Consider the following 23,338-nt stretch of genomic DNA (forward strand, 5'->3'; position numbering starts at 1 on the left):
TCCTGTACTGCGGTGGAAAGGGAAGGCGGGCGACCAAAAACGCCGGTCCCGGCGCACGCCTCGACGGGCGCGCGGCCGTGGACCGGCGAAAAGGGGCTCGCTACTTCTTGGAGCCGGCGGCAGCCTTGCCGAAGCGGGCCTCGAAGCGGGCCACACGGCCACCGGTGTCGAGGATCTTCTGCTTGCCCGTGTAGAACGGGTGGCACTCGGAGCAGACCTCGGCGCGGATGGTGCCGCTCTCGATGGTGCTACGGGTGGTGAACGACGCGCCACAGGTGCAGCTGACCTGCGTCTCGACGTACTCGGGGTGGATGTCACGCTTCAAGGTGTCTCCTAGTTTCGGGAGGGCGCCGGGTCGCAACCGCGGGATACGGAAGCGTGAACCGGAGCCGACGTACCAGTCTGCCAGGACTGGGGCCATCCCCCAAAACCAGGGGGTGCGGTTGTTTGTTCCCGGCGTCGCTCAGGAACTGCTGACGACGCCCCCGGCCTCGCCGGTGGCCGTTCCCTTCGTGGCGCTCTTCGGGATCGGCCGGTCGTTCTTCAGGGCGTTCCAGACCAGCTGTGCCTTGGTCTTCTCGATGAGCACACGGTTGGGATCGGCCGGGTCGTACCGCACCGGCATCGTCACCATGTTCATGTTCGAGGCGCTGATGCCCTTCAGGCCATTGGCGAAGGACATCAGGGAGTTCAGGGAGCCGAGGTCGGAGTCGGTCGTGACGGCCTTGGTCGCGGTGTTGGCGAGGTCGTACAGCTTCGTGCCGTCGCTGAAAAGGCCGATGTGCTTGACCTGGTCGACCAGGGCCTTGATGAAGGCCTGCTGGAGCTGGATGCGGCCGAGGTCGGAGCCGTCACCGACGCCGTGCCGGGTGCGGACCAGGCCGAGGGCCTGCTTGCCGTTGAGCGTGTGCGTGCCGGCCTTCAGCTTCAGGTGGCTGTCGGGGTCGTCGATGTTCTTGGTGGTGGTGATCTCGACGCCACCGAGCTGGTCGATCAGCTTCTGGAAGCCGGAGAAGTCGACCTCGAGGTAGTGGTCCATACGGACGCCGGTGAGGGACTCCACGGTCTTCACCGCGCAGGCGGCTCCGCCGGTGGTGTACGCGGAGTTGAACATCACGTCGGGCGCGGCGTCGTGGCTGTCGCCCTTGGTGTCGGTGCACTGGGGGCGGTCGATCAGGGTGTCGCGCGGGATGGAGACCACGCTGGCCTTCTTGTGGCCCTCGTACACGTGGATGATCATCGCTGTGTCGGAGCGGGCGCTGCCGTCGTCGGTGCCGCCGCCGAGCTTCTTGTTGCCGCCGGCGCGGGTGTCCGAGCCCAGGACCAGGATGTTCTCGGAACCGTTGTCGGCCTTCTCGGGCCGGTCGGTGCCGAGGGCCTGGTCGATGTCGACGCTCTTGATGTTGCCGTTGAGCTTGAAGTACAGGTAGCCGGCACCGGTACCGCCCAGCACGACGATGCCCGCCGCGGTCCAGGCCGTGATCAGCAGGCCCTTGCGCCTGCTCCGGGGCTTGCGGCGCTGGCCCTTGGCGCGGTGACGCGGGCCGGCGCCACGGCTCGGTATGCCGGGATCCGGCGTGCTCTCGGCAGACATGTGCTCCTCGGTTTCGTCCGGTCGGTCACCCCCTGCGGTCAGGGTCTGGCCTGATGTGTCGGCACCTGTACCGCACATCGTCACTCCGTCCGGTCAGACGGCGAAACTCGGGAAAGGGTTGCACAACGGAATGTGTCCGACCTGTGGAGGATTGTGCACACAGCGTAGTCACCCGACCCGGCCCACACCTCCCTCACCTGCGGCTTCCCCCGCCGTGACGGCACTGCGCCCAGCAGCCCCCACCCGAGCCGCCTGTGGCAAAGATCTCCCAGTCAGCAAGCAAAAAAGGGGCCGCCCCCTGAGAACAGGGGGCGGCCCCGACGCGCCCCTCCAGGGGCGCGGGGAACTGCGCGAACAACCACACCGAACCCGCGGCCGACAAGCCACCGCGAGCTCAACGGCGACTAGTCACCGTTACCCGGCGTCGGCGTCGTCTTCTGGATCTGCATCAGGAACTCGGCGTTCGACTTCGTCTGCTTCATCTTGTCGAGGAGCAGCTCGACCGCCTGCTGCTGGTCGAGGGCGTGAAGCACCCGGCGCAGCTTCCAGACGATGGCGAGCTCGTCGGGGGCGAGCAGGATCTCTTCCTTACGGGTACCGGACGCGTCGACGTCCACCGCCGGGAAGATGCGCTTGTCGGCGAGCTTGCGGTCGAGCTTGAGCTCGGCGTTGCCGGTGCCCTTGAACTCCTCGAAGATCACCTCGTCCATGCGGGAGCCGGTGTCGACGAGAGCCGTCGCCAGGATGGTGAGCGAGCCACCGTCCTCGATGTTGCGGGCCGCACCGAAGAAGCGCTTCGGCGGGTACAGCGCGGTCGAGTCCACACCACCGGAGAGGATGCGGCCGGAGGCGGGCGCCGCGAGGTTGTACGCACGGCCCAGACGGGTGATCGAGTCGAGCAGCACGACCACGTCGTGGCCCAGCTCGACGAGCCGCTTCGCACGCTCGATCGCGAGCTCGGCGACCGTCGTGTGGTCCTCGGCCGGACGGTCGAAGGTCGAGGAGATGACCTCGCCCTTGACCGACCGCTGCATGTCGGTGACCTCTTCCGGACGCTCGTCGACGAGGACGACCATCAGGTGGCACTCGGGGTTGTTGTGGGTGATCGCGTTGGCGATCGCCTGCATGATCATGGTCTTGCCGGTCTTCGGCGGGGCCACGATCAGACCGCGCTGGCCCTTGCCGATCGGCGACACGAGGTCGATGATCCGGGTCGTCAGCACACCCGGGTCGGTCTCGAGACGCAGGCGGTCCTGCGGGTACAGCGGCGTCAGCTTGTTGAACTCCGGGCGGCCACGACCGTGTTCGGGCGCCATGCCGTTGACGGAGTCGAGACGCACCAGCGCGTTGAACTTCTCGCGCCGCTCGCCTTCCTTGGGCTGCCGGACCGCGCCGGTGATGTGGTCACCCTTGCGCAGGCCGTTCTTGCGGACCTGAGCGAGGGAGACGTACACGTCGTTCGGCCCGGGCAGGTAGCCCGACGTACGGATGAAGGCGTAGTTGTCGAGGATGTCCAGGATGCCCGCGACGGGGATCAGGACGTCGTCGTCGGCGATCTGCGGCTCGGGGGCGATGTCGTCGCGGCCACGGCGGCCACGGCGGTCGCGGTAGCGGCCACGACGGCCCCGGCGGCCACCGTCGAAGTCGTCGTCGTCCTGCGGACCGGCGTTGCGGTCCTGACGACCGCCGCCCTGCTGCTGGCTCTGCTGCTGACCGCGCTGCTGGCCACCCTGCTGGTCGTCGCCCTTACGGCGGTCACCGCGGTCACCACCGCGGTCGCCACGGTCCCCGCCGCGGTCGCCACGGTCCCCGCGGTCACGGCCGCGCTCGCGGCGGTCCCGGCGACGGCCCTCGCCGCCGTCGGCGTCGGCCTTGGCGTCGCCCTGCGGCTGGGCCGGGGTCTCGGCCTTGGCCTCGCTCTTCGCCTCGGCGGCGACCGTCTCGGGGCTGTTCGCCGGCGCGCCCGCGTCGGCGGTCACACGGCGGCGACGGCGCTCGGCGGGAGCCTCGTCGGCGGGTGCGCTCTGCTGCTCGGCCGGAGCGGAGGCCTTGGGGGACGGCTGGCCGGGGATCTCGATCTGCTGCTGGGCCACGGCCTGCTCGGCGGGGGCGTCAGCCGCCTTCTCCGCCTTCTTCACGGCGGCGGCCTCGCCCGTACGGGCCTTGGAGGTGGCGCGGCGCTTCGGCTTGGTCTCGCCGGCGGCGGTGTCGGCCTTCGCGGCCGGGGCGGCGCCTCCTCCCGCCTGCGCCTCCTTGATGACCTCGATCAGCTGGCTCTTGCGCATGCGCGCGGTGCCCCTGATTCCGAGGCCGGATGCGACCTGCTGCAGCTCGGCCAGCACCATGCCCTCGAGGCCGGTACCGCGGCGCCGCCGGGAGCCGGCACCGGTGGCAGGCGCGGAGGCGTCCGTGGCGGGCGCGGCAGCGGTCTCCTCGACACGTGCGCCCATCAGATCGGTGGTGTCGCTCACGAAGGGTCCTTCCCTGGAGCGGACGTCGGCCTGTCTGGCTCGGCGACCGGTTGTGCTGTCCGACTTCGGTCCTGTTGGTGTGGACGAAGCCGGGGCGGTGGTCCGCCAAAGCGGCGGAAGAGATTTCTGGTGATGGCGCTTCCTCGAGCCGTGGCACCCAGTGTCACGTGGCGTGGTAGCGCCAATTCCGGAGCGTGCCCAGTGGCCCGCTCAATGCCCGCATACGGCGTACTGCCCAGGTGCGACGTACGGAACACAGAGTGGCTTTTTGGGAGACTCCCGGAAGAATGTCTGTCCCGGACGGGGACACGAAGCACCTCGCCATGGTGGGGTCGGGTGCAGACTTGAGATTAACACTACCGGATCCAACAAACATTCCCCCTCTCGAAATCCGGCAACCGCCGGCTTCTACATGTCACTGGAGGTGGCGAGCGGCAGCACGCTCGCTCCCTGGGCGTCGAGGTCGAGCCGGTTCGCGGCCCACCCTTCGCCTGCCAGGTGGGACACCTTGTCGGCGCTGTCGCCGTCGACGAGCGCGAGCACGGTGGGTCCCGCACCTGAGATGACTGCCGGGACTCCGTCGGCCCGCAGCCGCTCCACCAGCGCGGCGCTCTCCGGCATGGCCGGGGCGCGGTACTCCTGGTGGAGGCGGTCCTCGGTGGCGGGCAGCAGCAGCTCGGGGCGCCTGGTCAGGGCCTCGACGAGCAGGGCCGCGCGGCCCGCGTTGGTGGCGGCGTCGACGTGCGGGACGGTGCGCGGCAGCAGTCCGCGCGCCGTCTCCGTGAGCACGGGCTTCCCCGGCACGAAAACCACCGGAACGATGGAATCGGCGGGCGTCATCCTGATCGCCCGGGCGGCGCCGGCCTCCATCCAGGAGAGCGTGAAGCCGCCGAGCAGACAGGCCGCCACGTTGTCCGGGTGGCCCTCGATCTCGGTGGCGAGCTCCAGGAGAGCCGTGTCGTCGAGCCTGGCCTCGCCGCCTATGGTCACGGCGCGCGCGGCGACGATGCCGGCGCAGATGGCGGCGGAGGAAGAGCCCAGGCCACGGCCGTGCGGGATGCGGTTGGCGCAGACGATCTCCAGGCCGCGCGGCTGGCCGCCCAGCAGGTCGAAGGCGGTGCGCAGGGAGCGTACGAGGAGGTGGCTCTCGTCGCGCGGGAGCGTCTCGCTGCCCTCACCCGCGATGTCGATGTGCAGCCCGGAGTCGGCCACCCGGACGACCACGTCGTCGTACAAGCCCAGTGCCAGGCCGAGGGCGTCGAAGCCCGGGCCGAGGTTGGCGCTGGTGGCGGGGACGCGCACCCGGACGGCGGCGGCGCGGAACGCTGGACCGGCCATCGCTCGATGACTCTCCTTGAGCTGCGTGAGTGTCGAATGACATTCGATACGTACGGGAAAACCCTCGGCCGCGAAGACGGCACAGCGCCGTGCCATGCGCGAGGGCATATGCGGCGGGCGGGTTCAGTACAGCCTATCGAAGGAAGGTTCTGTGGCGACATAGGGCGCACAGGAGGCGCACGATGCGTGTCGTCAGCCCCTTGTGCACCCTCGGAAGGGTTATCCCCTTGAACGCCCTTCCATGCCTCTGATCACCTCGGATTGTCTCTGATCCGAGCGGATCCGCCCTGAGCCGAGCAGATCCAGCGGATCCGAGCTGATCCGCCCTGAGCCGCTCTGCTCATCCGCCCTGAGCCGCTCTGCTCAGGCGAGGCCGAGGCGCTCGGCCGCCGTCGCCGCGTCGACCGGGACGGTGACCGGCTGCGGTGCCCCGGCGACGGCCCAGTCGGGGTCCTTCAGGCCGTTGCCGGTGACGGTGCACACGATCTTCTGCCCCGGGTCGACCCTGCCCAGCTCGGCGGCCTTCAGCAGACCGGCCACGGACGCGGCGGACGCGGGCTCCACGAAGACACCCTCCTGCGCGGCCAACAGCCGGTAGGCCCGCAGGATTTCACGGTCTGTCACCTCGTCGATGAGGCCTCCGGACTCGTCCCGCGCGGCCAGGGCGTACTGCCAGGACGCGGGGTTGCCGATGCGGATCGCGGTGGCGATCGTCGACGGGTCCTTGACGACCTCGCCGCGCACGATCGGGGCACTGCCGGACGCCTGGAAGCCCCACATCCGGGGCGTCTTTCCGGCCACGCCGTCGGTGGCGTATTCCGTGTAACCCTTCCAGTACGCGGTGATGTTGCCCGCGTTGCCCACCGGCAGGACGTGGATGTCGGGGGCGTCGCCCAGCATGTCGACGATCTCGAACGCAGCCGTCTTCTGGCCCTCGATACGTACCGGGTTGACCGAATTGACCAGCGACACCGGGTAGTTGTCGCTCAACGCGCGGGCCAGGGTGAGGCAGTCGTCGAAGTTGCCGTCGACCTGGAGGATCTTGGCGCCGTGGACGAGCGCCTGCCCCATCTTGCCAAGCGCGATCTTGCCCTGCGGCACAAGAACGGCCGAAACCATACCCGCGCGCACCGCGTACGCGGCGGCGGAGGCGGAGGTGTTGCCGGTGGAGGCGCAGATGACGGCCTTCGCGCCCTCCTCCTTGGCCCGCGTGATCGCCATGGTCATACCGCGGTCCTTGAAGGACCCGGTGGGGTTGGCACCCTCCACCTTGAGGTGGACCTCGCAGCCCGTGCGCTCGGAGAGCACCTGCGCGGGCACGAGAGGCGTGCCGCCCTCGCGCAGCGTCACGACCTGCGTGGTGTCGGATACCGGCAGCCGGTCCCGGTATTCCTCGATGATTCCGCGCCACTGGTGGGTCATTGCTGGTTACTCTCCTTCAACCCGCATGATGCTGGCGACACCCCGCACGGTGTCGAGCTTGCGCAACGCCTCGACGGTCCCGGTGAGGGCGGCGTCGGACGCGCGGTGGGTGACGACGACGAGGGACGCCTCGCCGTCCTTGCCCTGCTGCCGAACCGTATCGATGGACACTCCGTGCTCGGCGAACACAGTGGCCACCTGGGCGAGAACACCCGGTTTGTCGGCGACGTCGAGGCTGATGTGATAGCGCGTGACGACGTCGCCCATGCCCGAGACGCGCAGGGCAGCGTAGGCCGACTCGCCGGGCCCCGTTGCCCCGCTGAGCCGGTTGCGGCAGACGGCGACGAGGTCGCCGAGTACGGCGGAGGCCGTGGGGGCGCCGCCGGCGCCCGGCCCGTAGAACATGAGCTGCCCGGACGCGTCGGACTCCACGAACACGGCGTTGTACGCGCCGCGCACGGAGGCGAGGGGGTGGCTCAGCGGAATCATCGCGGGGTGCACGCGCGCGGTGACCGAGGCGCCGTCCTCGGCCCGCTCGCAGATGGCGAGCAGCTTGATGGTGCAGCCCATCTCCCGCGCCGAGGCGAAGTCGGCGGCGGTGACCTCGGTCATGCCCTCGCGGTAGACGTCGTCGAGGCGTACGCGCGTGTGGAAGGCGATCCCGGCGAGGATGGCGGCCTTGGCGGCGGCGTCGAACCCTTCGACATCGGCGGTGGGATCGGCTTCCGCGTATCCGAGCGCGGTGGCCTCGTCGAGGGCCTCCTGGTAACCGGCGCCCGTGGAGTCCATCTTGTCGAGGATGAAGTTGGTCGTTCCGTTGACGATGCCGAGGACCCGGTTGACCTTGTCACCGGCGAGGGACTCGCGCAGCGGCCGGATCAGCGGGATGGCGCCGGCGACGGCGGCCTCGTAGTAGAGGTCCTTGTCGTTCTCCTCGGCGGCGGCGTGCAGGGCTGCGCCGTCCTGGGCGAGGAGCGCCTTGTTGGCGGAGACGACGGAGGCGCCGTGCTCGAAGGCCGTGGTGATGAGGGAGCGCGCAGGCTCGATCCCGCCGATGACCTCGACGACGACGTCGATGTCACCGCGTTTGACGAGGGCGGTGGCGTCGGTGGTGACGAGGCTGGGGTCGATCCCCTCCCGCACCCGGGAGGGCCGCCGCACGGCGACACCCGCGAGCTCCACCGGGGCACCGATCCGGGCGGCGAGGTCGTCGGCGTGCGTCGTCATGATGCGCGCCACCTCTGAGCCGACCACTCCACAGCCCAGCAGCGCCACCTTCAGCGGACGCGTACGCATCATCCGACCTCGTTTCCTCATACCGTCTACGGTTGCACCAGTCTCACTCACCGGACGGGAGTTTCTATCCCATGTCCGGATTGTGAGACGTCGATTTCATTTGTACCGGGGTGGAAGACCGTAGATCTTCCACCCCTTTCTTTCTTGCTCGTTGACGACTTGCTCGTTGGTGTCTTGCTCGTTGGCGTGATCACCCGACGTCGAGACGCAGGAGGTCCTCCTCGGTCTCGCGGCGCACGATCACGCGGGCCTCACCGTCGTTCACGGCGACGACGGGCGGGCGGAGCACGTGGTTGTAGTTGCTCGCCATGGACCGGCAGTACGCACCGGTGGCCGGTACGGCGATGAGGTCACCCGGTGCCAGGTCGGCCGGCAGGAACGCGTCCTTCACGACGATGTCGCCACTCTCACAGTGCTTGCCGACGACTCGCGCGAGCATCGGCGGGGCGTCGGAGGTGCGGGAGACGAGGGCGACGCTGTACTCGGCGTCGTACAACGCGGTGCGGATGTTGTCCGACATGCCGCCGTCCACGGAGACGTACGTCCGCAGCCCGTCGAGCGGCTTGATGGTGCCGACCTCGTACAGCGTGAAGGCGGTCGGCCCGACGATTGCGCGCCCGGGCTCCACGGAAATGCGCGGCGTGCGCAGCTTGGCGGCATCGCACTCACGGCTGACGATCTCGGTGAGTGCCTTGGCGATCTCGTGCGGCTCGCGGGGATCGTCGTCGCTGGTGTACGCGATCCCGAGCCCGCCTCCGAGGTCGATCTCGGGCAGCTCGACCCCGTGCTCGTCCCTGATGTCCTTGAGCAGTCCGACCACCCGGTGCGCGGCGACCTCGAACCCGGACATGTCGAAGATCTGCGACCCGATGTGGCTGTGGATCCCGATGAGTTCGATCCCGTCGAGCTGGAGGGCCCGGCGCACGGCCTCGGCGGCCTGCCCGCCCGCAAGCGGAATCCCGAACTTCTGGTCCTCGTGGGCGGTGGCGATGAACTCGTGCGTGTGCGCCTCGACGCCGACGGTGATACGGATCTGCACGCGCTGCCGCTTGCCGAGGGACTCCGCGATGTGCGCGACGCGGACGATCTCCTGGAAGGAGTCGAGGACGATGCGCCCGACGCCCGCGCTCACCGCCCTCTCGATCTCGTCCGTGGACTTGTTGTTGCCGTGGAAGGCGATGCGGTCGGCGGGCATGCCGGCGGAGAGGGCGGTGGCGAGCTCGCCCCCTGAGCACACATCCAGGTTGAGCCCCTCCTCGTGCAGCCAGCGCACGACGGCACGGGAGAGGAACGCCTTCCCGGCGTAGAAGACGTCGGCGTCGGTCCCGAAGGCGCTGCGCCAGGCGCGGGCGCGGGCGCGGAAGTCGGCCTCGTCGAGGACGTAGGCGGGGGTCCCGAACTCCTCGGCGAGCCGGGTCACCGGGAGCCCGCCGACGGTGACGACGCCTTCGGGATCCCGAGTGACGGTCTGCGCCCACACCTTGGGATCGAGGGCGTTGAGGTCGGCGGGCGGGGCGGTGTAGTGGCCCTCGGGGAGGACGTCGGCGTAACGGGGCCCGGCGGGGTGTGCGGAACGGCTCATGTCTGACGTGTTCTTTCAGAGGTGGTCGGGTGCGTCGATGCCGAGCAGGGACAGGCCACCGGCCAGCACCGTCCCGGCGGCTTCGGCGAGAGCGAGCCGGGCACGGTGGGCGGCCAAGGGTTTCTCCTCACCGCGCGGCAGAACGGCGGGCAGAACGCCCAGGACGCCATCGGCGACGGTGACGAGGTGCCGGGCGAGACGGTGGGGCGTACGGTGCGCTGCCGCTTGGGCGAGGACGCGGGGGTGGTCGGCGAGGGCGGCGAGGAGAGCGGGGGCGTGGAGGCCTCCGGGCACCGGGCCGGGGTGGGCGGTGAGCCCGAGGCCGACTCCCTCGGCGGCGTCGGCGTTGGCAGCGTCGGCGTCGGTGAACCCGAGGTCGGCGGTGAACCCGAGGTCGGCGGCGTTGCGGCTGGCGGCCCGGGTGCGGGCGTGCGCGTACCGCACCCGGAACAGGGGGTTGCTCTCCCGCTGGACGAGGTGCTCGGCGCTGATACGGGGCCGGTCGTGCGGGGCGGGATGGAGCAGGGCCCAACGGGCGGCATCGAGCCCGAGCGGGGCGGGGTCTTCGGGAGCCGGCACAGGCCGCAGATTGACGGGCTCCCGGTGCTCGACTTCCACCCGCCCGCCCTGCGACCCGACGATCCGGGTGAGCGAGTCGGCGAGAACCTCGGCACGGATCTCGTACGGCACGCGCAGCTCGACGAGGTGCCCGGCGAGGGCGTCGGAGTACCCGTAACGCTCGCCTTCATCGAGAACCCGCTGGACGACGGCGTAGGAAGCGGACCGCTCAAGATGGATGTTGAGGAACCCGGGCCCGGTGATCTCGACATCGCCGACGCCCTCTGAACGGGCAAGGTAGGGCCGGAGCACCTCAGCGACGCGGCGGGGCGGCTGCCCTGCGGGGCGGGCGAGCTGCAGGGCGACGTTCGTCGCGTAGTCACCGCAGCCCCCGGGGCCCGGCGGAGTGACCACGACTCGTTCCGGCACGGTCACATTCAGTTCCCCCTGGTCGACAGCGCGACGCACGGCGTGCAGCACGGTGCGCGAGAGCTCGACGGGAGTCACGGGACAAGCGTAGGGGAGGAGGGGGTCGGGTAGGCGAGCCGGTTTGGGGAGGGTCCGGGATGTGGACAGAGGGGAGGGGGTGCGAGCGCGAAGGAGCGGACAAAACGCGAGCCAGGCTGCTCAAGCAGCCCGCACTACCTCTTGATCAACCACCGGCTCGCCCGGCCCGCTCGGCCTCACCCGCCCCGAGGACGTCCCCGAACGCCCCCTCACCACTCCCCCCGTCGACACGCCCCTGCCTCCGCTCCACCAACTTCCGTACGAGCCGCACGAGTTCGGCAGGCTCGAAGGGCTTGGCGAGGAAGGCGTCGACACCGACATCGAGCCCTGCTTCGATCTCGTACTGGGTGCAGGCACTGATGATGGCGAGAGGCACATGCCGGGTCCGCGGATCCGCCCGCAGCCGGGCAGCGGTACTGAGCCCGTCCAGTCGAGGCATGACGACATCGAGGGTGATGGCATCGGGCCGCACCTGATGAACGACATCAAGACACTCGGCACCATCGGCCGCGGTCACGACCTCGAAGCCCTCCAGCTCGAGATTGACCCTGATCAACTGCCGGATGACCTTGTTGTCGTCCACAACAAGCACCCGACCCGACGCGCCTGGCACAACTCGAGAGTAGGTCGGGACCGGCCACCGCGTCCGCGTTTTCCCTACTTCCACTCCAAGGGAGCGAACGGGAAGGGGGCGTGGGCAGAACACAGCGACGAGCACGGCACTCCCCGGGGGAAAACCCGTTCCTGATCACCCCGACAGAGCTGGTAGTGTTCTACCCGTCGCCGCGAGCAAGCAGCCCGCACCCGACACGCCCCCGTAGCTCAGGGGATAGAGCAACGGCCTCCGGAGCCGTGTGCGCAGGTTCGAATCCTGCCGGGGGCACTCGCCGGTCAGAAAGTTGAAACTGTGACCTGACCAGGGCGGATGCCGACACGAGAGAGCGGAAGTCAGTCTCACTGACTCCCGCTCTTTCTCGTTGCCTCTCACTGATCGCGCACCATCTGCGATACATCCGACACACTCACGCACCCCTCACGCGTAGGGCGCCCCCTGACGTCGTCGGAGACTGTGCGGAAGGATGTGGACATGCCCAAACCCAAGAGCTTCACAGCGTGGTTGAAGACCCAAACCGATCGCGAGAGCGGCATTGGCGACCTCGCCCGCGATGTCGCCAATGATCCCGACTGGCCCTCACGGAAGGGGCGGCCGGGTCAGCGCGCCTATCTCGAAGAGTGCGGCGCCGTCCCAGCTGCCATCAAGATGTTCGAGAACGCCTGGGTGCGATACGAGGCGTACCGGGATGCGCTAGGCGATGCCTGAGCCGTTTGGCCACTCGCTGCACCTCTGGCGCTAGTGCCCTGCGCCGGAAGTTCCTAGGCAGTTTCAGTTGAGCCGCGACGATCAACGCGCCTGGTCGGCGGCGGGAATCCGACCGCCGAGACGAGACAGGTCTACCGACGGATTTCAGGCGCAGGACACTAGCTGATCACGACCATCGCGGCGTTGCATGCGTTGAAGATTCGCCGCAACATGGATATAGGAGTTGGTCAATCACCCTCCATGATTCGAGGAGGCGGGATGAATCCTGTCTGGCGACAAACTCGGCGACTTCGGGGCTTGTATCGGGGAGCTATTTACTACGCGTACAACCCTCGCGAATGCCCGCACAATCGCAAGAAGGTCATCTACAGGGCTGAGTGGGAACTCGGGCACGAAGAAGGAAGCGGCAATTGGCACACTGCAACCCACCTTAGATGTAAACAGTGCGGCGCCGGATGGGAGATAGAGGATGGGGTTGAGCGTCCGCTCTACTACTAGTGTCCTGCGCTGGAAGTTCCTAGGCAGTTCCGGTTGAGCCGTGGAACGGTCAACGCGGGCGGCCCGAGTCTCCCGGACCGCCCTCGTAGGGCGGTGACTTCTATGCAGAGTCTCCGTCCTCCTCCAACGCCTTTGTGATCTTCGCGTTAGCGGCTTCCTCGTGACCGTCGATGCAGCCGTGATAGCGGCGGTGGATCACCTCGGGAGAGTTGCCTACTCGCCGGGCTACCTCGGCGATCGGCACCCCCGCGTTCAGCCATCGCGTGATGCACGCGTGCCGCAGGTCGTAGGGGCGTCCGGCCAAGGGCGATTCGACTCGCTCAGGTGGGAGCGCGTACTCCCGCGCTTCCTCCCACACCCGCCAGTAGGTAGATGAGCCGACCACGCCCCCACGCTCGTTGCCGAACACTCGTCCTTCCTTGGCCGTGCCGAACGTGTCCAGGTGAGTCCGCAGGATCGCTACAAGGACGGGGGGGATAGGCACCGGTCGGTCGCTCTTGGCCTCCCGCGCCTTGAGGCCACGCCGGTCGTGACGCTCCCCGGAATCGGTCCACTGCTTCCCGGACACGGGACGCGTCTCCCGGAGCGTCAGCGTGCCCCATCCTGCGTCCGGGAGATGGCAGTCAGACCGCCTCAGTCCGACCGCCTCCGCCGGCCGCAGACCTGCGTAGTACAGGACTGCGTAGAAGGCGACCAGACGCCTTCCGCGGCATCGATCCCACGATCCGACGTAGGAAACTGCCGCGAGCAACTGACGGGCCTGTAGGGCGTTCACGAGGACGCGCCGGTCTACCACGTCATTGGAGCCGACGTGCTTTCGCCGGGCGCGCTGAAGCGGGTTCTCCAAGATGTCGCCCGCGACCACCGCGTGTTCGAGAGCCGTGTTCAGTGCTCGGCGGCGGCGCCTGTATGTGTCGCCCGCCGCAGGGGTGCCGTCCAGCTTGTACCCGAGGCGATAGAGCACGTCCTCGAACACCGCAGGGTCTGCCACATCGGCCACCGGACGATCCGTCGTCGTGAGCCAGTCATACGCGGCTTTGAGGTCGGCCGGCGGATCCTCCCCCGCATTCGCGGGCACAATGCCCCACCGGAAGGCCAACCGCAATTGCTCATCCGAGGGAACGCCATCCCCGCGCTTGACCATGGCCAGCGTCACGGCTGCAAGACCGTCCGCCATGCCCTCTCGGGTCTTGGCCGCGCTCGTACGCCACCGCCCGGCGACGTATTGGCGGCAGAACTCGAACCACCGCAACGGCGGTTCTTCTTCTGCAGCTTTCGCCGCTTCCGCTGCCGCGCGGACTTCGGACTCAGGCTGTCCGCTTGCAATCTCGAAGGCCTCGCCCCGGCGCATTGCCTGACGCAATTCCGAGCTTCGGTTTTCGGCCAGCGCCGACGTGGCGAACGTCGCGCTACTCACCTTCCCGCCTACGACCCATCGCAGTTGGTACGGACGCGCTTTCCGATTGACCTTCGTGACCTTCCACAGCCGGATATCGAGGGAATACCCCGGCTTCGCCTCCCCGTGCGGTCGGAGAACAGGAGCGTTGTCATCCGTGCTCACGCAGCGTCCTCCCGCTCCGTAAGCCAACGCTCGTACTCCGACCGCCGGATCCGTACGTCGCCGTTGGGGAGTTTGATTGCGCGGGGGCCTTTGCCGAGTTGGCGCCACCGGTAGAAGGTCGATGGGGCGACCTTCAGATCGGCGATGACTTCTTGGACGGTCATCTTTTCGTCCTGCGTACGGGCGCTCATTCCCTCTCCGCATCGGCTTCGTCCGCACCGGACAGGCCGGACAGCTCCAATTCCGACTGTCCGGGGTGTTCGTGCTGGTCAGATGGGGTAACCGGACAGCCGGACAGTGCGGACACCTCTTGGGCGCCCTGTGTCCGGGTGTCGGTGTCCGGGTAGTACCGGCCGCTGGGGTCCTTGGTGAGCTGTCCGGCGTCGGCCATGCGGTTGCAGGTGCGCCTGATCGTGTCCAGGTCGACGTTCGGCAGTTCGCCCGCCATGTCCTTCGGCTTGGCGCCGGGGTGAGCGCGGACGTAGCGCAGGATCGTGGCGCGGGTGTCGCCGACGGTGTGGTCGGACGCCGGGCCGTCCAACAAGTGCCAGGCTCCGGAGGCCGGTTGGAAGCTGAGGGCGTACTCGGCTTCGTCCACGTCGCGGCCGGTGACGTGCAGGATGCCGTCTGCTTGGCCGCGCGCTCGCTTCAGTACGAGGGTGGCGTCAGCGGCTCCGGCGATCCCGTTGGTGCCGGAGACCTCGGTGAGGAAATCATCGGAGCCCGCCTTACGAACGTGGTGGACAAGGACGACAGCCACGCCGTAGTGGTCGGCGAGCCGCTTGGCGTAGCCGACGGCGACATAGTCCGCGTCGTAGGCCGAAACACTGGCCGGGGCCTGGCCACGCATCTTGGCGAACACGTCGATGACGACCATGCGCGCGTCGGGGTTGCGCTCCAACCATTGGGCGATGGCCTCGGTGCCGCCCTGGGGGAAGGGCGGGCATTCGGTGACCAGGGTCAGGCCGGCGGGCGCTGACTGGCCTCCGAGTAGCTTGCCCATGCGGGTCTGGAGACGGCGCGGGGTGTCTTCCAGGGCGAGGTACAGGACTGGTCCGCCCTCGACCGGTACGGAGTCGAAGGCCTGGCCTCCGGCCGCGACGGCGAGGGCGAGACCGAGGGAGAGCCAGGATTTGCCGACCTTGGGCGGTCCGGCGAGCAGGCTGACGCCTTCGGCGAGGATGCCGGGCACGGCCCATTTCGGCTCGGGGAAGTGCGCGGCCATGAGCTGATCGGCCGTCCACGCGGTCCGCGGGCGCTCCCGCTTCGGCGGCGCTATGGGCGCCGGTTCGGGGTCGCTGGGCACGGAGTACAGGTGCAGCGGGGGGATGGGGTTGGCGCTCATGCTGTGACCGTCCGGGGGCGCCGGGCTCCGGCCCGCAGGCCGGAAGCGATGGTGCGTCGGGCCTCGCGCTCGCCTTGGCCGACTTGGAGCGCGGCGGTGAGAAGCCAGCCGGTGACGTCGGCTTCGCTCAGCTCACCACCGGAAACGAGCTGTCCGAGAGCGACCGCAGCGATGTAGAGCGCGTTGTTGTGCTCGTGCGGGCCGGAGCCGATGACCCGCTCCACTTCCCCGTTGATCGCAGAGCGGAGGAAAGCGGTGCGCCGTCCGTGGCCGGTGAGGGCAACCGTGATGGGTGTCTGCGGGGGCAGCGGGGCCGGGCGCAGGAGGTCGGCGAGCCAGCCCGGCAGGGGTGCCACGGGCCGATGGTGGGTGACCTTGTACGGGTGTCCGGCGACGGTGCTGCCCGCGCCGACCACGAGTCCGCCCCATGCGCGGGTGTCGACCTTCCACCCAAGGCCCCGAGCGCTGTCCCCGGCGGTGTTACGCAGGGGCTCACCCTCAGGTGCGAGGAAGTACAGGTGGGTGCCGCCGCTCCGAGTGCGGACGGTGTACGTGTCGCCGGGGAAGGGCTGGCCGTGGCGCGTGCAGAGCACGGCGAGTACGTCGGCACCGTCGGTGACGCCGTGCCGGGACCAAGCGGCCGGCGGGGTGTCGCCGGGGTGCTTGGGCTTGTCCAGGTCGATGACGACCAGGCCGGAAGGGCCGGTAGCAATACCGACGTTGAAGGCGCCGACGGACCACGCACGGGTGATGCGCTCCGGATCTGTAGTGGCGCGGGTCTCCCAGTCAGAGACGGCCGGGCGCTTGTCGCCGGGGATGAGGGGAAAGACGCGCCAGTCACGCGACGCTGCGTCAAGCGCGGCGGTGAGCTGGGCAGAGCCGTTCGGGTACGGCATGCTGAGGGTTCTCCTGTTCTGTCTACGGACGGGCAGGGAGAACCGCGGCGGCGGGCGACCTTGCTGGGGAGTCCCGCCGCCGCGGCGTTGCTACTGCTTCTTGGCCCAAGCGGCGTACTGCCGACGGACGTAGTCGCGGGGGTGGTCCGTCACCTCCGCGCCGTCCAGGGCGATCAGGGCGCGCGCGATGTAGACGGCCTGTTCGTCGGGGTGGAAGCGGTCGCCGACGGCGGCACGGCGCAGCCACCATTCCCGGTCGCACTTGCCGGTGTTGGCCTGCGAGATCAGCCAGTCCGTTTCGACACGCTGGTCGGGTGCGTCGGCATATGCCGGGTGGCTGCGGGCGAGTTCGTGTTCAACGACGTCGGGGCTGGGCTCGCGGTGGTCGGCGGTGACGTAGAGGCGCCGCTTGCCCCCGTCACGGGTGGGGCGGTCGCGGATGGCACCGAGGGCGAACGCGTGATTCAACGCTGCGGTGACAGTGGCCGTGTCGGCGGGGTCGCAGATGATGCGGATCTCGAACATGCCTCTCCTGCTGGTCAGGTGTGGAAGTGGTTGCGCTTGATGACGGCCTTGCGGATGTTCACGGTCGTGCCGCCCTTGTGGCCGCTCGCGCTGAACACCTGCACGGCGACCCATCCGCCGAAAGTGACGGCGGCGAGGATGACCAGCTGGGTGACCAGGGCGGTGAGGGCGGTGATGAACGTGGTGAGCAGCAGCAGCCCGCCGCACACGGCGAGGAACCCAACGCCCCCGAGGGCGACGTTCACCGCCGCGCGGGAGACCGCCGGCTTGGCGGCGAACGGTTCGGGTTGTACAGGAGTTACGGCGTAGCCGGTGACGACACGGCCGTCCGGGAGGACGACGCTCGCCACGGACGGGATCGTGCCGGGCTGGATGGGCACGACTGGCGTCGGGTGCGCGGGCGTGATCGGGGTGGGGTGGTGGATTTCCAGGGCCGTCGGTTCGGCCGAAGTCCCGTAGCGGGTGGGTTCGTTCACGGTCGTGGTCCCTTTCTCAGCCGATGTCGTTGAGGGCGGCGGCGAACGCCTCAACGAGGTTGTGGATGGGCTCGTAGGCGCCGGTCCCGGCGGTGAAGAACCCGAACATGAACAGCACCAGGGCGGCGCCGCCGCCCGCGGACTTGGTCTTGACGGCGAATGCGGAGGCGGCGCCGAAGAGCAGGACGGCGGAGATGTTGAGGATCATCGGGTTCGGATGCCTTCCGGGCGAGGGGTGTCGGTGCCGGCGCGGTAGATGCGCGCCCAGCGGTTGTAGAGCCAGCGGCCGACGCGTATGCGCTTGCCGGTGGCCTTGCAGCGGCGGCAGTCCTTGCCGCGCTTCAACCGGCCCTTGCGGTCGGTCTTGAGCGCGTGGCCCATGCCGCGGCACTTGCGGCAGTCGCCGAACGGCGAGGCCGCACACAGCCCGCCGTAACTGAATGTGACGATGAACAGGCAGGCGATAGCAAGGATGGTGGGGGTCATGAGATGCCCTCCGGGCGGAGTTTCGGGGGTTTCCGCAGGTGGGCCGCTATCCGCTAGCGGCCTGATCAAAGGCGGTTTGGGGCGCTAGCGGGGCCGCTAACGTTAGCGGGGCGTGCCGCTAGCGCTAGCGGCCCCGGACCGTCAGCTCACGCCCCGGTTTCCGTCACGCTCCGCAATCGCGGTGACGATGTGGGCGCGGACGATGCCGCGGCGGTTGACGACCTTGCCGTCCACCCGGCGGCCGATCTGCACGGTGTCGATGCCGTGCGGCTTGAGCGCGGCGGCGAGGGATTCGGCGTCCCACCCGCCGTAGACGTCCTCGCGCAGCTCGGCGAGCCGGGCCACGACCGTCTCGGACCACACCTTCGACTCGCTCGCCGGGACGACGGCGAGGATGTCGGCGAGCAGGTCGTAGGCCGGACCGGTCACTTCCTCGGGGGCCTCCCCGAGCGCGTGACCGGTGAGCAGTCCGGCGGTTTCGCGGGCCCTGCGGGCACGGGCGGCGATGACTGCGGCGCCGGGGGCGTCCACGAAGGTGCCGTAGACGATCCGGGCGTCGGCGCCCTCGCCCACGAAGTAGTGGATGCCCTTGTCACCCCACGCGAACATGGTCGCCCGCACCCCGCGCCGGTAGGCGGACGTGCCCAGCACCATGTCGTTCTCCGTCTGGCCCATGACCTTCAGGCACCACCGGGCCGACGCGTTCGCGCTGATCCCGGTGGGCAGCGACTTGGCGTCCGGGCGCTGCGTGGCCAGCAGCACCACGATGCCGGTGGCAGGTCCCCGCTTGACCAGGTCGGTGGCGATCTCCTCGAACTCCTTGCCGTGGTCGGGGTGCTCGAACAGCACCTGGCACTCATCCACCCCGACCACGATCGGGTGCAGCCCGAGCGACCGCTTGTCCGCGAGTGCGCTGGTGACCTTCGACTCGGGGCAGATGTCCCGGGGCAGGGAGCGGATCACCTTGGTGCGGCGGCGCAGTTCCTCGCGCAGCGCACGCCAGTCGGCGAGCGCGTACAGGATGGATTCGTCGTCGTCGCCGGCGGCGTGCCGGTGGGAGACGGCGTCGCCGACCGGGTCCAGGTCGCCGGTGCCCTTCATGTCGTAGGTGTGCAGCTCCGCCCGCGGATCCAGCGCCGCGATGAGCAGCAGCAGGCGCAGCAGGAACGTCTTGCCCATGCGGGGGATGGCGCCGATCACCCCGGCGATGTACATCAGGGTCACGTCCACCCAGCGCCCACGCTGGTCAGTGCCGTAGGCGACCGGCTTGAACAGGTCCACAGCGCCCGCCTTGGCAAGAGGCCACTGAGGCTTCTTCGACTGGGCCAGATCCTGGTCACCGACCCACAGCACGAGATGCCCGGTGTGCTCCTCGGCGACCGCCTCGGGCCACACGCAGCCCAGCGGGCGGCGCAGGCCAGAGGCGAGACGCTCGCGGCGCTCGATGATGTCCGTGACCGTCACGCCGAAGGGGAGGTTGCCCTGGGCGCGCCATCCGGGGCCGTCACGGGTGATCGGGGCGGTGAACTCGAACCCGTCCCGCCCCTTGGCCTGCGCCTGGTTGATCGCCGGAATGCCCAGCGCACCGAGGGCGCGCAGCACGATGTCACTGGTGAGCTTGGTCGCCTTGGGCAGTTCCACCGCCCGGTGGACGACCGGAGCGTCCGCGCGGCGGCCGACGACTCCAAGCGCCATCACCAGCGCGGTCACCGACACGGCCTGAAGCCAGTCGGGGGCGAGCACGTACATGGCCAGCGCGGTCGCCAGACCAATGAACATGCCCAGCACCGTGACCAGGGTCCGCAGCCGGACACGGCCGTCTCGCTGCCGCGACAGTTTCAGGTACTCGGCTGCGTCCTCGCGGCGGACGGCGGCGAGGCGGACGGGTTCGCCCTCCCGGTCGGCCACCCACCGCATCGTGCCCCCGACGAACCGGGCGGCGCCGGCCGGGGCTTGCAGGGCGAGACGGGCAGCGTAGACCGGAGCGCGAAGCGCGTGGTAACCGGCAGCGTGGGCGTAGTGGCGGGCCACCCACGCTGACGCCGTGCGCAGCTCCGCCAGCGAGCGCAGCCACGCCGGGACAATCGGACGGCGCCGCGCGGCGGCGAGCCGACCGAGGTAGCCCGGACCGGCCGCCTTCAGCGTCGGCGAGTCGACCAACACGCGCGCACTCGGGTCGGCCGACTCCGGGGCCGACTCGCCGGGGTGGGAGTCGGGCGACCGGTCGGCGGCCGGTCGGGGGGCGGGGTCGGTCGCATCGGTGCGGGCGGATCGGGCCTTGTCCAGGTCGACCACTTCACCGCCGGAGTCGGCGGACATCTCGGCTTCGAGTCGGTTGAAGAGTTCGTGGTCGTCGTCGGGGTGCTTCACTGAGGGGGCCTTCTTTCGGGAGGGATGGCGGGGCCCGGCCGCTGCTTTGGTCGGTTGAGACCGGGCCCCGTACTGGCGTTCAGGCGGCGCGTTGTTCCTCGGGGTAGGCGCAGAAGATGCACATTCCGAGCGATGTCGGGAGGCAGTAGTCGTAGGTCACCTGGCACTGCGGGCAGGTGCGGCGGGCGAGCATCGCCAGGGCGAGCGCACCCCACTTGCGGGACGTCATCGGCCGCACCGGCTTGGCGCAGTCGACGCGGTACAGGTATGCGACCTGCACCCCGCCCTTACGGCCCCGGTGGGTGCGCATCACCTGCGCAGCGATCGGCTGTCCGCCCGGCCGCAGACCGGCCGCACGGAGCTGGCGGCGGGTGGCGTAGCCGTCCGGGGCGAACCGCCACGGGAACGTGGGGAGCCCGAACCGGGCGCCGGAAGGGTCGAAGCATTTGGTGTACGCGGTCATCAGGCCGCCACCCCCACGACCGGAGCGTCGGTGCGGGCTCCGGAGCGTCCGGCGCGCCGCCCGGCGACGGTGGCGAATAGCCACCCCAGCCCGGCACGCCGGGCTCCCGCGCGGCCCTGCTTGGCCGCATACATCGCCTCATCCGCCCGCCGGAGCAGGCTGGAGAGGTCATCTGCGGGGAAGTCCGCGGCCCTCACCCACCCGAGCGAAACCGAGGTGCGGACGGCGGGGTCCTGGCCGTCGACCGGGCGGGCGAGCACGCCGTGCAGTACGGCGAGCATGTCGCCGGCGGCGCCGTGGTCGTCAATCAGGACGGCGGCGAACTCATCGCCTCCGAGCCGCCCGGCCACCCCGCGAGGACCGGTGTAGTGGGCGAGGCGGTCGGCGGTCGCCTTCAACAGCGCGTCCCCAGCCGCGTGCCCGAAGGTGTCGTTGATGTGCTTGAACTTGTCCACGTCGGCGAGGACGACGACCGCACGCGGGTCCCTCAGCAGGGCCGTGGCGCGGCGGGTGAAGCCGTCGCGGGTGCGCAGCCCGGTGAGCGGGTCACGCCGCGCGGTGTTCAGACAACTGCGCAGCCACCACACATGCCCCGCCCATCCTGCGGCGAGCGGCAAGGCGGACAGCAGGACCGTGGCCAGGGTGTTCACGCGGCCACCCCCTCAGCCTCAGCACCGGAGACGGCGGCGTCGGTGTCTACGAGGGTCGGAGCAGTGTTCTGCGTGCGTTCGGCGAGCAGGGCGTCACGCACCTGCCGGGCCGGGCCGGAACCGCAGTGCAGCACCTTGCGCAGCGTCTCGCCGTTGATCTGTGCGTCGGGCCAGTCGGCCGTGACCGTGCGCGCTTCGGCGAGCAGTTCGGCCGGCGTGCGCTGCGGCGAGGCAGCAGCCTTCTTCGGCCGGGGTTTGGCCGTCCGCGGGCGGGGCGGCGTGGACGCCTCGCCCTTCGGCTCGGTCGGCTCCGGGGCGGAGGTGACGGGGGCGGTGTCGGCGGCGGGGGTGAGTTCGCCCATCCGCAGCATCACCCGCTCGCGCCGTGGTGTCTTCCACCGCCACAGCGGCCCGTACCGCTCCCGCAGGTCCGCGCGGGCCAACAGGCGTTCCCGCTCGCAGCCGAGCGCCAGACTGTAGGAGGTGACTTCCCACAGCGTCATGCGGCGCCACAGCGTGAACGTCGACAGCGGAGCCAGCAGCCAGCGGGAGAACCGGATCTTTTCCATCCTCCGGCCGGTTGCGGCGCCGATCCGCACGGCGTAGATGTGCGCGCCGATCTCGGAAAACACCACCCACAGCAGGGGCATCGTGCCGTGCGCCACCTTCGCCCACACGCCCTCACCGGCGGCGACGTTCAGCCCGCAGGTGACCAGGGTGAGCACCCAGGGCACGAACCGCACCCACGCCAACGCCATGTCCATCCGGATCAACAGCAGGTTGGCCACGGTGAACACCGGAATCGCCGTGTCGATCCCGACGGGGAGCATCCACGGTTCGCCGAACCCCCACCGCGCGGCGGCGGCCGAAACGGCGTCGAAAGAGGAGATCAGACCGAGCGCTCCTACCCCGGCCGCGGCGAACGCGCCGACTCCGGCGAGCCCCATTTCCGGGCGGGTGAGCGGCGGCACCGCCGGATGTTCAGCCTTCTGTGCCGTGTCGGTCGTGGTCATGCCGTCACCCCCCGACGGCGGTTCTCGGCACGGCTGCGCTGGTTCGGCTGCGTCCGCGGGGCACCCTCGTACCAGACGAACGGCGGCATGCCGTCCGCGGCGGTGAAGATACGGATGGCGGCGCCCGCCGGCGCGTCGGGCAGGGCGTAGATCCTGCCTCCCTCCAACGACGCCAGTAGCCGGGCCGCATGGTGCTCGCAGCCGTCCGCCCCGGCGTTGTGGGCGTCCAGCACGGTCACCACAGCCGGGCCGTCGCACGGGGTCGGGTCATCGGGATGAGCGGCCGGGCAACGGTCGGCGGCAGCCGTGCCCCCCTCATTCACGGGCCGCACGTGAGCCGCGGCCAGCAACGCGACGCGCGAGGGGTGCGGGTGGTACTCCGGGGTCGTGTCCTCGCACCACTCCCACCCAGAACCGTCGGCGAGCCGGTAGCCGAGCGTGGCAAGTACTTCCGCCCGCTCTTCCACCGTCGGCGCCTGCAACGAGGTGGGCCACGTGAACACGGGCCAGTCACTGACGCGGCCCGGCGTCATGACGAACAGCTGCCAGCACGGCCCCTCGGTCCGCTCAGGGGCCGTCGTACCGCAGCACCGCACGCTGATCTGCGCACGCAGCGCCCGACAGGTCATGCCGCCGCTCCCTTCCGGGAAGCCCGGCGGCGGCCTGCCGAGCGGGACAGTGGGACGACGTTGAACAGCTCCGGGGCGTGCGCCTCGATCACCTCAGCGGCGATACGGGCCACGTCGTCCGGGAGGTTGCGGTACTCCGGGTCGGCGAGGATGTCCCGCGCCGCGTCCAAGCGGGCCGCGCGCTCCATCTCGCTCTCGCCCTCCACCCCGAGCCACAGTTCAACCGGGGTGCCAAGGGCCAGTTCCACGAAGTCCTCGGCCGAGACGGCCTGTTGACGGCCGACGTACAAGCGCATGGTGATCTCCTGAATCGATGGGGCTGGGAGAACCGCGGCGG

General features: G+C 69.7%; 24 protein-coding genes and 1 tRNA gene. 2 read left to right on the forward strand and 23 right to left on the reverse strand.

Going from position 1 to position 23,338, the window contains the following annotated elements; all coding sequences use genetic code 11:
• Positions 1–100 precede the first annotated feature (100 nt).
• The 9 genes from rpmE to AC067M_RS32190 form a co-directional block, all read right to left on the reverse strand.
• The gene (gene rpmE / locus AC067M_RS32150; RefSeq protein WP_019326867.1) at positions 101–325 is read right to left on the reverse strand and encodes a 50S ribosomal protein L31; all 225 of its coding nucleotides are present in this window, start codon (positions 323–325) and stop codon (positions 101–103) included.
• Positions 326–463: 138 nt separating this feature from the next.
• Positions 464–1,594 (reverse strand): LCP family protein, encoded by a 1,131-nt coding sequence (locus AC067M_RS32155; RefSeq protein ID WP_478700558.1) that lies wholly within the window; start codon positions 1,592–1,594, stop codon positions 464–466.
• Between the two features lie 404 nt (positions 1,595–1,998).
• Positions 1,999–4,065 (reverse strand): transcription termination factor Rho, encoded by a 2,067-nt coding sequence (gene rho, locus AC067M_RS32160; RefSeq protein ID WP_478700559.1) that lies wholly within the window; start codon positions 4,063–4,065, stop codon positions 1,999–2,001.
• 408 nt (positions 4,066–4,473) lie between these two features.
• Positions 4,474–5,403, reverse strand: coding sequence for a homoserine kinase (gene thrB / locus AC067M_RS32165; RefSeq protein ID WP_478700560.1), 930 nt, complete (start codon positions 5,401–5,403; stop codon positions 4,474–4,476).
• Between the two features lie 363 nt (positions 5,404–5,766).
• Positions 5,767–6,825, reverse strand: coding sequence for a threonine synthase (thrC, locus tag AC067M_RS32170; protein ID WP_478700561.1), 1,059 nt, complete (start codon positions 6,823–6,825; stop codon positions 5,767–5,769).
• 6 nt (positions 6,826–6,831) lie between these two features.
• Entirely contained in the window at positions 6,832–8,124 is a 1,293-nt protein-coding gene (locus AC067M_RS32175; RefSeq protein ID WP_478700562.1) for a homoserine dehydrogenase, read from the reverse strand.
• Between the two features lie 187 nt (positions 8,125–8,311).
• Positions 8,312–9,703 (reverse strand): diaminopimelate decarboxylase, encoded by a 1,392-nt coding sequence (gene lysA / locus AC067M_RS32180; protein ID WP_478700563.1) that lies wholly within the window; start codon positions 9,701–9,703, stop codon positions 8,312–8,314.
• A gap of 15 nt (positions 9,704–9,718) precedes the next feature.
• Positions 9,719–10,768 carry an ArgS-related anticodon-binding protein NrtL gene (gene nrtL, locus AC067M_RS32185; protein ID WP_478700564.1) on the reverse strand — a complete coding sequence of 350 codons (1,050 nt, stop codon included), beginning with the start codon at positions 10,766–10,768 and terminating at the stop codon, positions 9,719–9,721.
• A gap of 145 nt (positions 10,769–10,913) precedes the next feature.
• Positions 10,914–11,435 (reverse strand): response regulator, encoded by a 522-nt coding sequence (locus AC067M_RS32190; protein WP_478700599.1) that lies wholly within the window; start codon positions 11,433–11,435, stop codon positions 10,914–10,916.
• A gap of 144 nt (positions 11,436–11,579) precedes the next feature.
• On the opposite strand from AC067M_RS32190, the gene AC067M_RS32195 reads away from it, so the two are divergent.
• A tRNA-Arg gene (locus tag AC067M_RS32195) sits at positions 11,580–11,651 on the forward strand.
• Positions 11,652–11,855: 204 nt separating this feature from the next.
• Positions 11,856–12,089 carry a YozE family protein gene (locus AC067M_RS32200; RefSeq protein ID WP_478700565.1) on the forward strand — a complete coding sequence of 78 codons (234 nt, stop codon included), beginning with the start codon at positions 11,856–11,858 and terminating at the stop codon, positions 12,087–12,089.
• A gap of 598 nt (positions 12,090–12,687) precedes the next feature.
• Here AC067M_RS32200 and AC067M_RS32205 read toward each other — a convergent pair.
• The 14 genes from AC067M_RS32205 to AC067M_RS32270 all read right to left on the reverse strand — a co-directional run bounded on the left by AC067M_RS32205 (position 12,688) and on the right by AC067M_RS32270 (position 23,297).
• Complete coding sequence (locus tag AC067M_RS32205) at positions 12,688–14,148, reverse strand: tyrosine-type recombinase/integrase (protein WP_478700566.1); 1,461 nt, start codon at positions 14,146–14,148, stop codon at positions 12,688–12,690.
• Positions 14,145–14,339, reverse strand: coding sequence for a helix-turn-helix transcriptional regulator (locus tag AC067M_RS32210; protein ID WP_404096729.1), 195 nt, complete (start codon positions 14,337–14,339; stop codon positions 14,145–14,147). Before AC067M_RS32210 ends, AC067M_RS32205 begins: the two co-directional genes overlap by 4 nt.
• Positions 14,336–15,493, reverse strand: coding sequence for an AAA family ATPase (locus tag AC067M_RS32215; RefSeq protein WP_478700567.1), 1,158 nt, complete (start codon positions 15,491–15,493; stop codon positions 14,336–14,338). The genes AC067M_RS32210 and AC067M_RS32215 overlap by 4 nt, the downstream gene beginning before the upstream one ends.
• Positions 15,490–16,389 (reverse strand): bifunctional DNA primase/polymerase, encoded by a 900-nt coding sequence (locus AC067M_RS32220; protein WP_478700568.1) that lies wholly within the window; start codon positions 16,387–16,389, stop codon positions 15,490–15,492. Before AC067M_RS32220 ends, AC067M_RS32215 begins: the two co-directional genes overlap by 4 nt.
• Positions 16,390–16,479: 90 nt before the next feature.
• Positions 16,480–16,914 carry a hypothetical protein gene (locus AC067M_RS32225; protein ID WP_478700569.1) on the reverse strand — a complete coding sequence of 145 codons (435 nt, stop codon included), beginning with the start codon at positions 16,912–16,914 and terminating at the stop codon, positions 16,480–16,482.
• Positions 16,915–16,928: 14 nt separating this feature from the next.
• On the reverse strand, positions 16,929–17,390 hold the full coding sequence (locus AC067M_RS32230) for a hypothetical protein (RefSeq protein ID WP_478700570.1): 462 nt from the start codon (positions 17,388–17,390) through the stop codon (positions 16,929–16,931).
• 16 nt (positions 17,391–17,406) lie between these two features.
• Positions 17,407–17,598, reverse strand: coding sequence for a hypothetical protein (locus AC067M_RS32235; RefSeq protein ID WP_382021233.1), 192 nt, complete (start codon positions 17,596–17,598; stop codon positions 17,407–17,409).
• Positions 17,595–17,876, reverse strand: coding sequence for a hypothetical protein (locus AC067M_RS32240; RefSeq protein WP_478700571.1), 282 nt, complete (start codon positions 17,874–17,876; stop codon positions 17,595–17,597). The genes AC067M_RS32235 and AC067M_RS32240 overlap by 4 nt, the downstream gene beginning before the upstream one ends.
• A 141-nt stretch (positions 17,877–18,017) precedes the next feature.
• On the reverse strand, positions 18,018–20,246 hold the full coding sequence (locus AC067M_RS32245) for a cell division protein FtsK (RefSeq protein ID WP_478700572.1): 2,229 nt from the start codon (positions 20,244–20,246) through the stop codon (positions 18,018–18,020).
• A gap of 79 nt (positions 20,247–20,325) precedes the next feature.
• Positions 20,326–20,709, reverse strand: a complete 384-nt coding sequence (locus tag AC067M_RS32250; protein ID WP_478700573.1) for an RRQRL motif-containing zinc-binding protein — start codon at positions 20,707–20,709, stop codon at positions 20,326–20,328.
• On the reverse strand, positions 20,709–21,359 hold the full coding sequence (locus AC067M_RS32255; RefSeq protein WP_478700574.1) for a GGDEF domain-containing protein: 651 nt from the start codon (positions 21,357–21,359) through the stop codon (positions 20,709–20,711). Before AC067M_RS32255 ends, AC067M_RS32250 begins: the two co-directional genes overlap by 1 nt.
• Positions 21,356–22,372: a DUF2637 domain-containing protein gene (locus tag AC067M_RS32260; RefSeq protein WP_478700575.1), complete on the reverse strand. Its 1,017-nt coding sequence runs from the start codon at positions 22,370–22,372 to the stop codon at positions 21,356–21,358. The genes AC067M_RS32255 and AC067M_RS32260 overlap by 4 nt, the downstream gene beginning before the upstream one ends.
• On the reverse strand, positions 22,369–23,001 hold the full coding sequence (locus tag AC067M_RS32265) for a DUF6303 family protein (RefSeq protein ID WP_478700576.1): 633 nt from the start codon (positions 22,999–23,001) through the stop codon (positions 22,369–22,371). The genes AC067M_RS32260 and AC067M_RS32265 overlap by 4 nt, the downstream gene beginning before the upstream one ends.
• Complete coding sequence (locus AC067M_RS32270; protein ID WP_478700577.1) at positions 22,998–23,297, reverse strand: hypothetical protein; 300 nt, start codon at positions 23,295–23,297, stop codon at positions 22,998–23,000. Before AC067M_RS32270 ends, AC067M_RS32265 begins: the two co-directional genes overlap by 4 nt.
• Positions 23,298–23,338 lie beyond the last annotated feature (41 nt).

The organism is Streptomyces sp. NPDC043427, from assembly GCF_056436655.1.

Bases quoted from the DNA above. Each gene is read 5' to 3' on its own strand.
- AC067M_RS32175 (WP_478700562.1), bottom strand. From the start codon at position 8,124: ATGATGCGTACGCGTCCGCTGAAGGTGGCGCTGCTGGGCTGTGGAGTG.
- AC067M_RS32270 (WP_478700577.1), bottom strand. From the start codon at position 23,297: ATGCGCTTGTACGTCGGCCGTCAACAGGCCGTCTCGGCCGAGGACTTC.
- lysA (WP_478700563.1), bottom strand. From the start codon at position 9,703: ATGAGCCGTTCCGCACACCCCGCCGGGCCCCGTTACGCCGACGTCCTC.
- thrC (WP_478700561.1), bottom strand. From the start codon at position 6,825: ATGACCCACCAGTGGCGCGGAATCATCGAGGAATACCGGGACCGGCTG.
- AC067M_RS32260 (WP_478700575.1), bottom strand. From the start codon at position 22,372: ATGACCACGACCGACACGGCACAGAAGGCTGAACATCCGGCGGTGCCG.
- AC067M_RS32265 (WP_478700576.1), bottom strand. From the start codon at position 23,001: ATGACCTGTCGGGCGCTGCGTGCGCAGATCAGCGTGCGGTGCTGCGGT.
- AC067M_RS32215 (WP_478700567.1), bottom strand. From the start codon at position 15,493: ATGAGCGCCAACCCCATCCCCCCGCTGCACCTGTACTCCGTGCCCAGC.
- AC067M_RS32235 (WP_382021233.1), bottom strand. From the start codon at position 17,598: ATGATCCTCAACATCTCCGCCGTCCTGCTCTTCGGCGCCGCCTCCGCA.
- AC067M_RS32155 (WP_478700558.1), bottom strand. From the start codon at position 1,594: ATGTCTGCCGAGAGCACGCCGGATCCCGGCATACCGAGCCGTGGCGCC.
- AC067M_RS32220 (WP_478700568.1), bottom strand. From the start codon at position 16,389: ATGCCGTACCCGAACGGCTCTGCCCAGCTCACCGCCGCGCTTGACGCA.
- AC067M_RS32200 (WP_478700565.1), top strand. From the start codon at position 11,856: ATGCCCAAACCCAAGAGCTTCACAGCGTGGTTGAAGACCCAAACCGAT.
- AC067M_RS32225 (WP_478700569.1), bottom strand. From the start codon at position 16,914: ATGTTCGAGATCCGCATCATCTGCGACCCCGCCGACACGGCCACTGTC.
- thrB (WP_478700560.1), bottom strand. From the start codon at position 5,403: ATGGCCGGTCCAGCGTTCCGCGCCGCCGCCGTCCGGGTGCGCGTCCCC.
- AC067M_RS32250 (WP_478700573.1), bottom strand. From the start codon at position 20,709: ATGACCGCGTACACCAAATGCTTCGACCCTTCCGGCGCCCGGTTCGGG.
- AC067M_RS32210 (WP_404096729.1), bottom strand. From the start codon at position 14,339: ATGAGCGCCCGTACGCAGGACGAAAAGATGACCGTCCAAGAAGTCATC.
- AC067M_RS32240 (WP_478700571.1), bottom strand. From the start codon at position 17,876: ATGACCCCCACCATCCTTGCTATCGCCTGCCTGTTCATCGTCACATTC.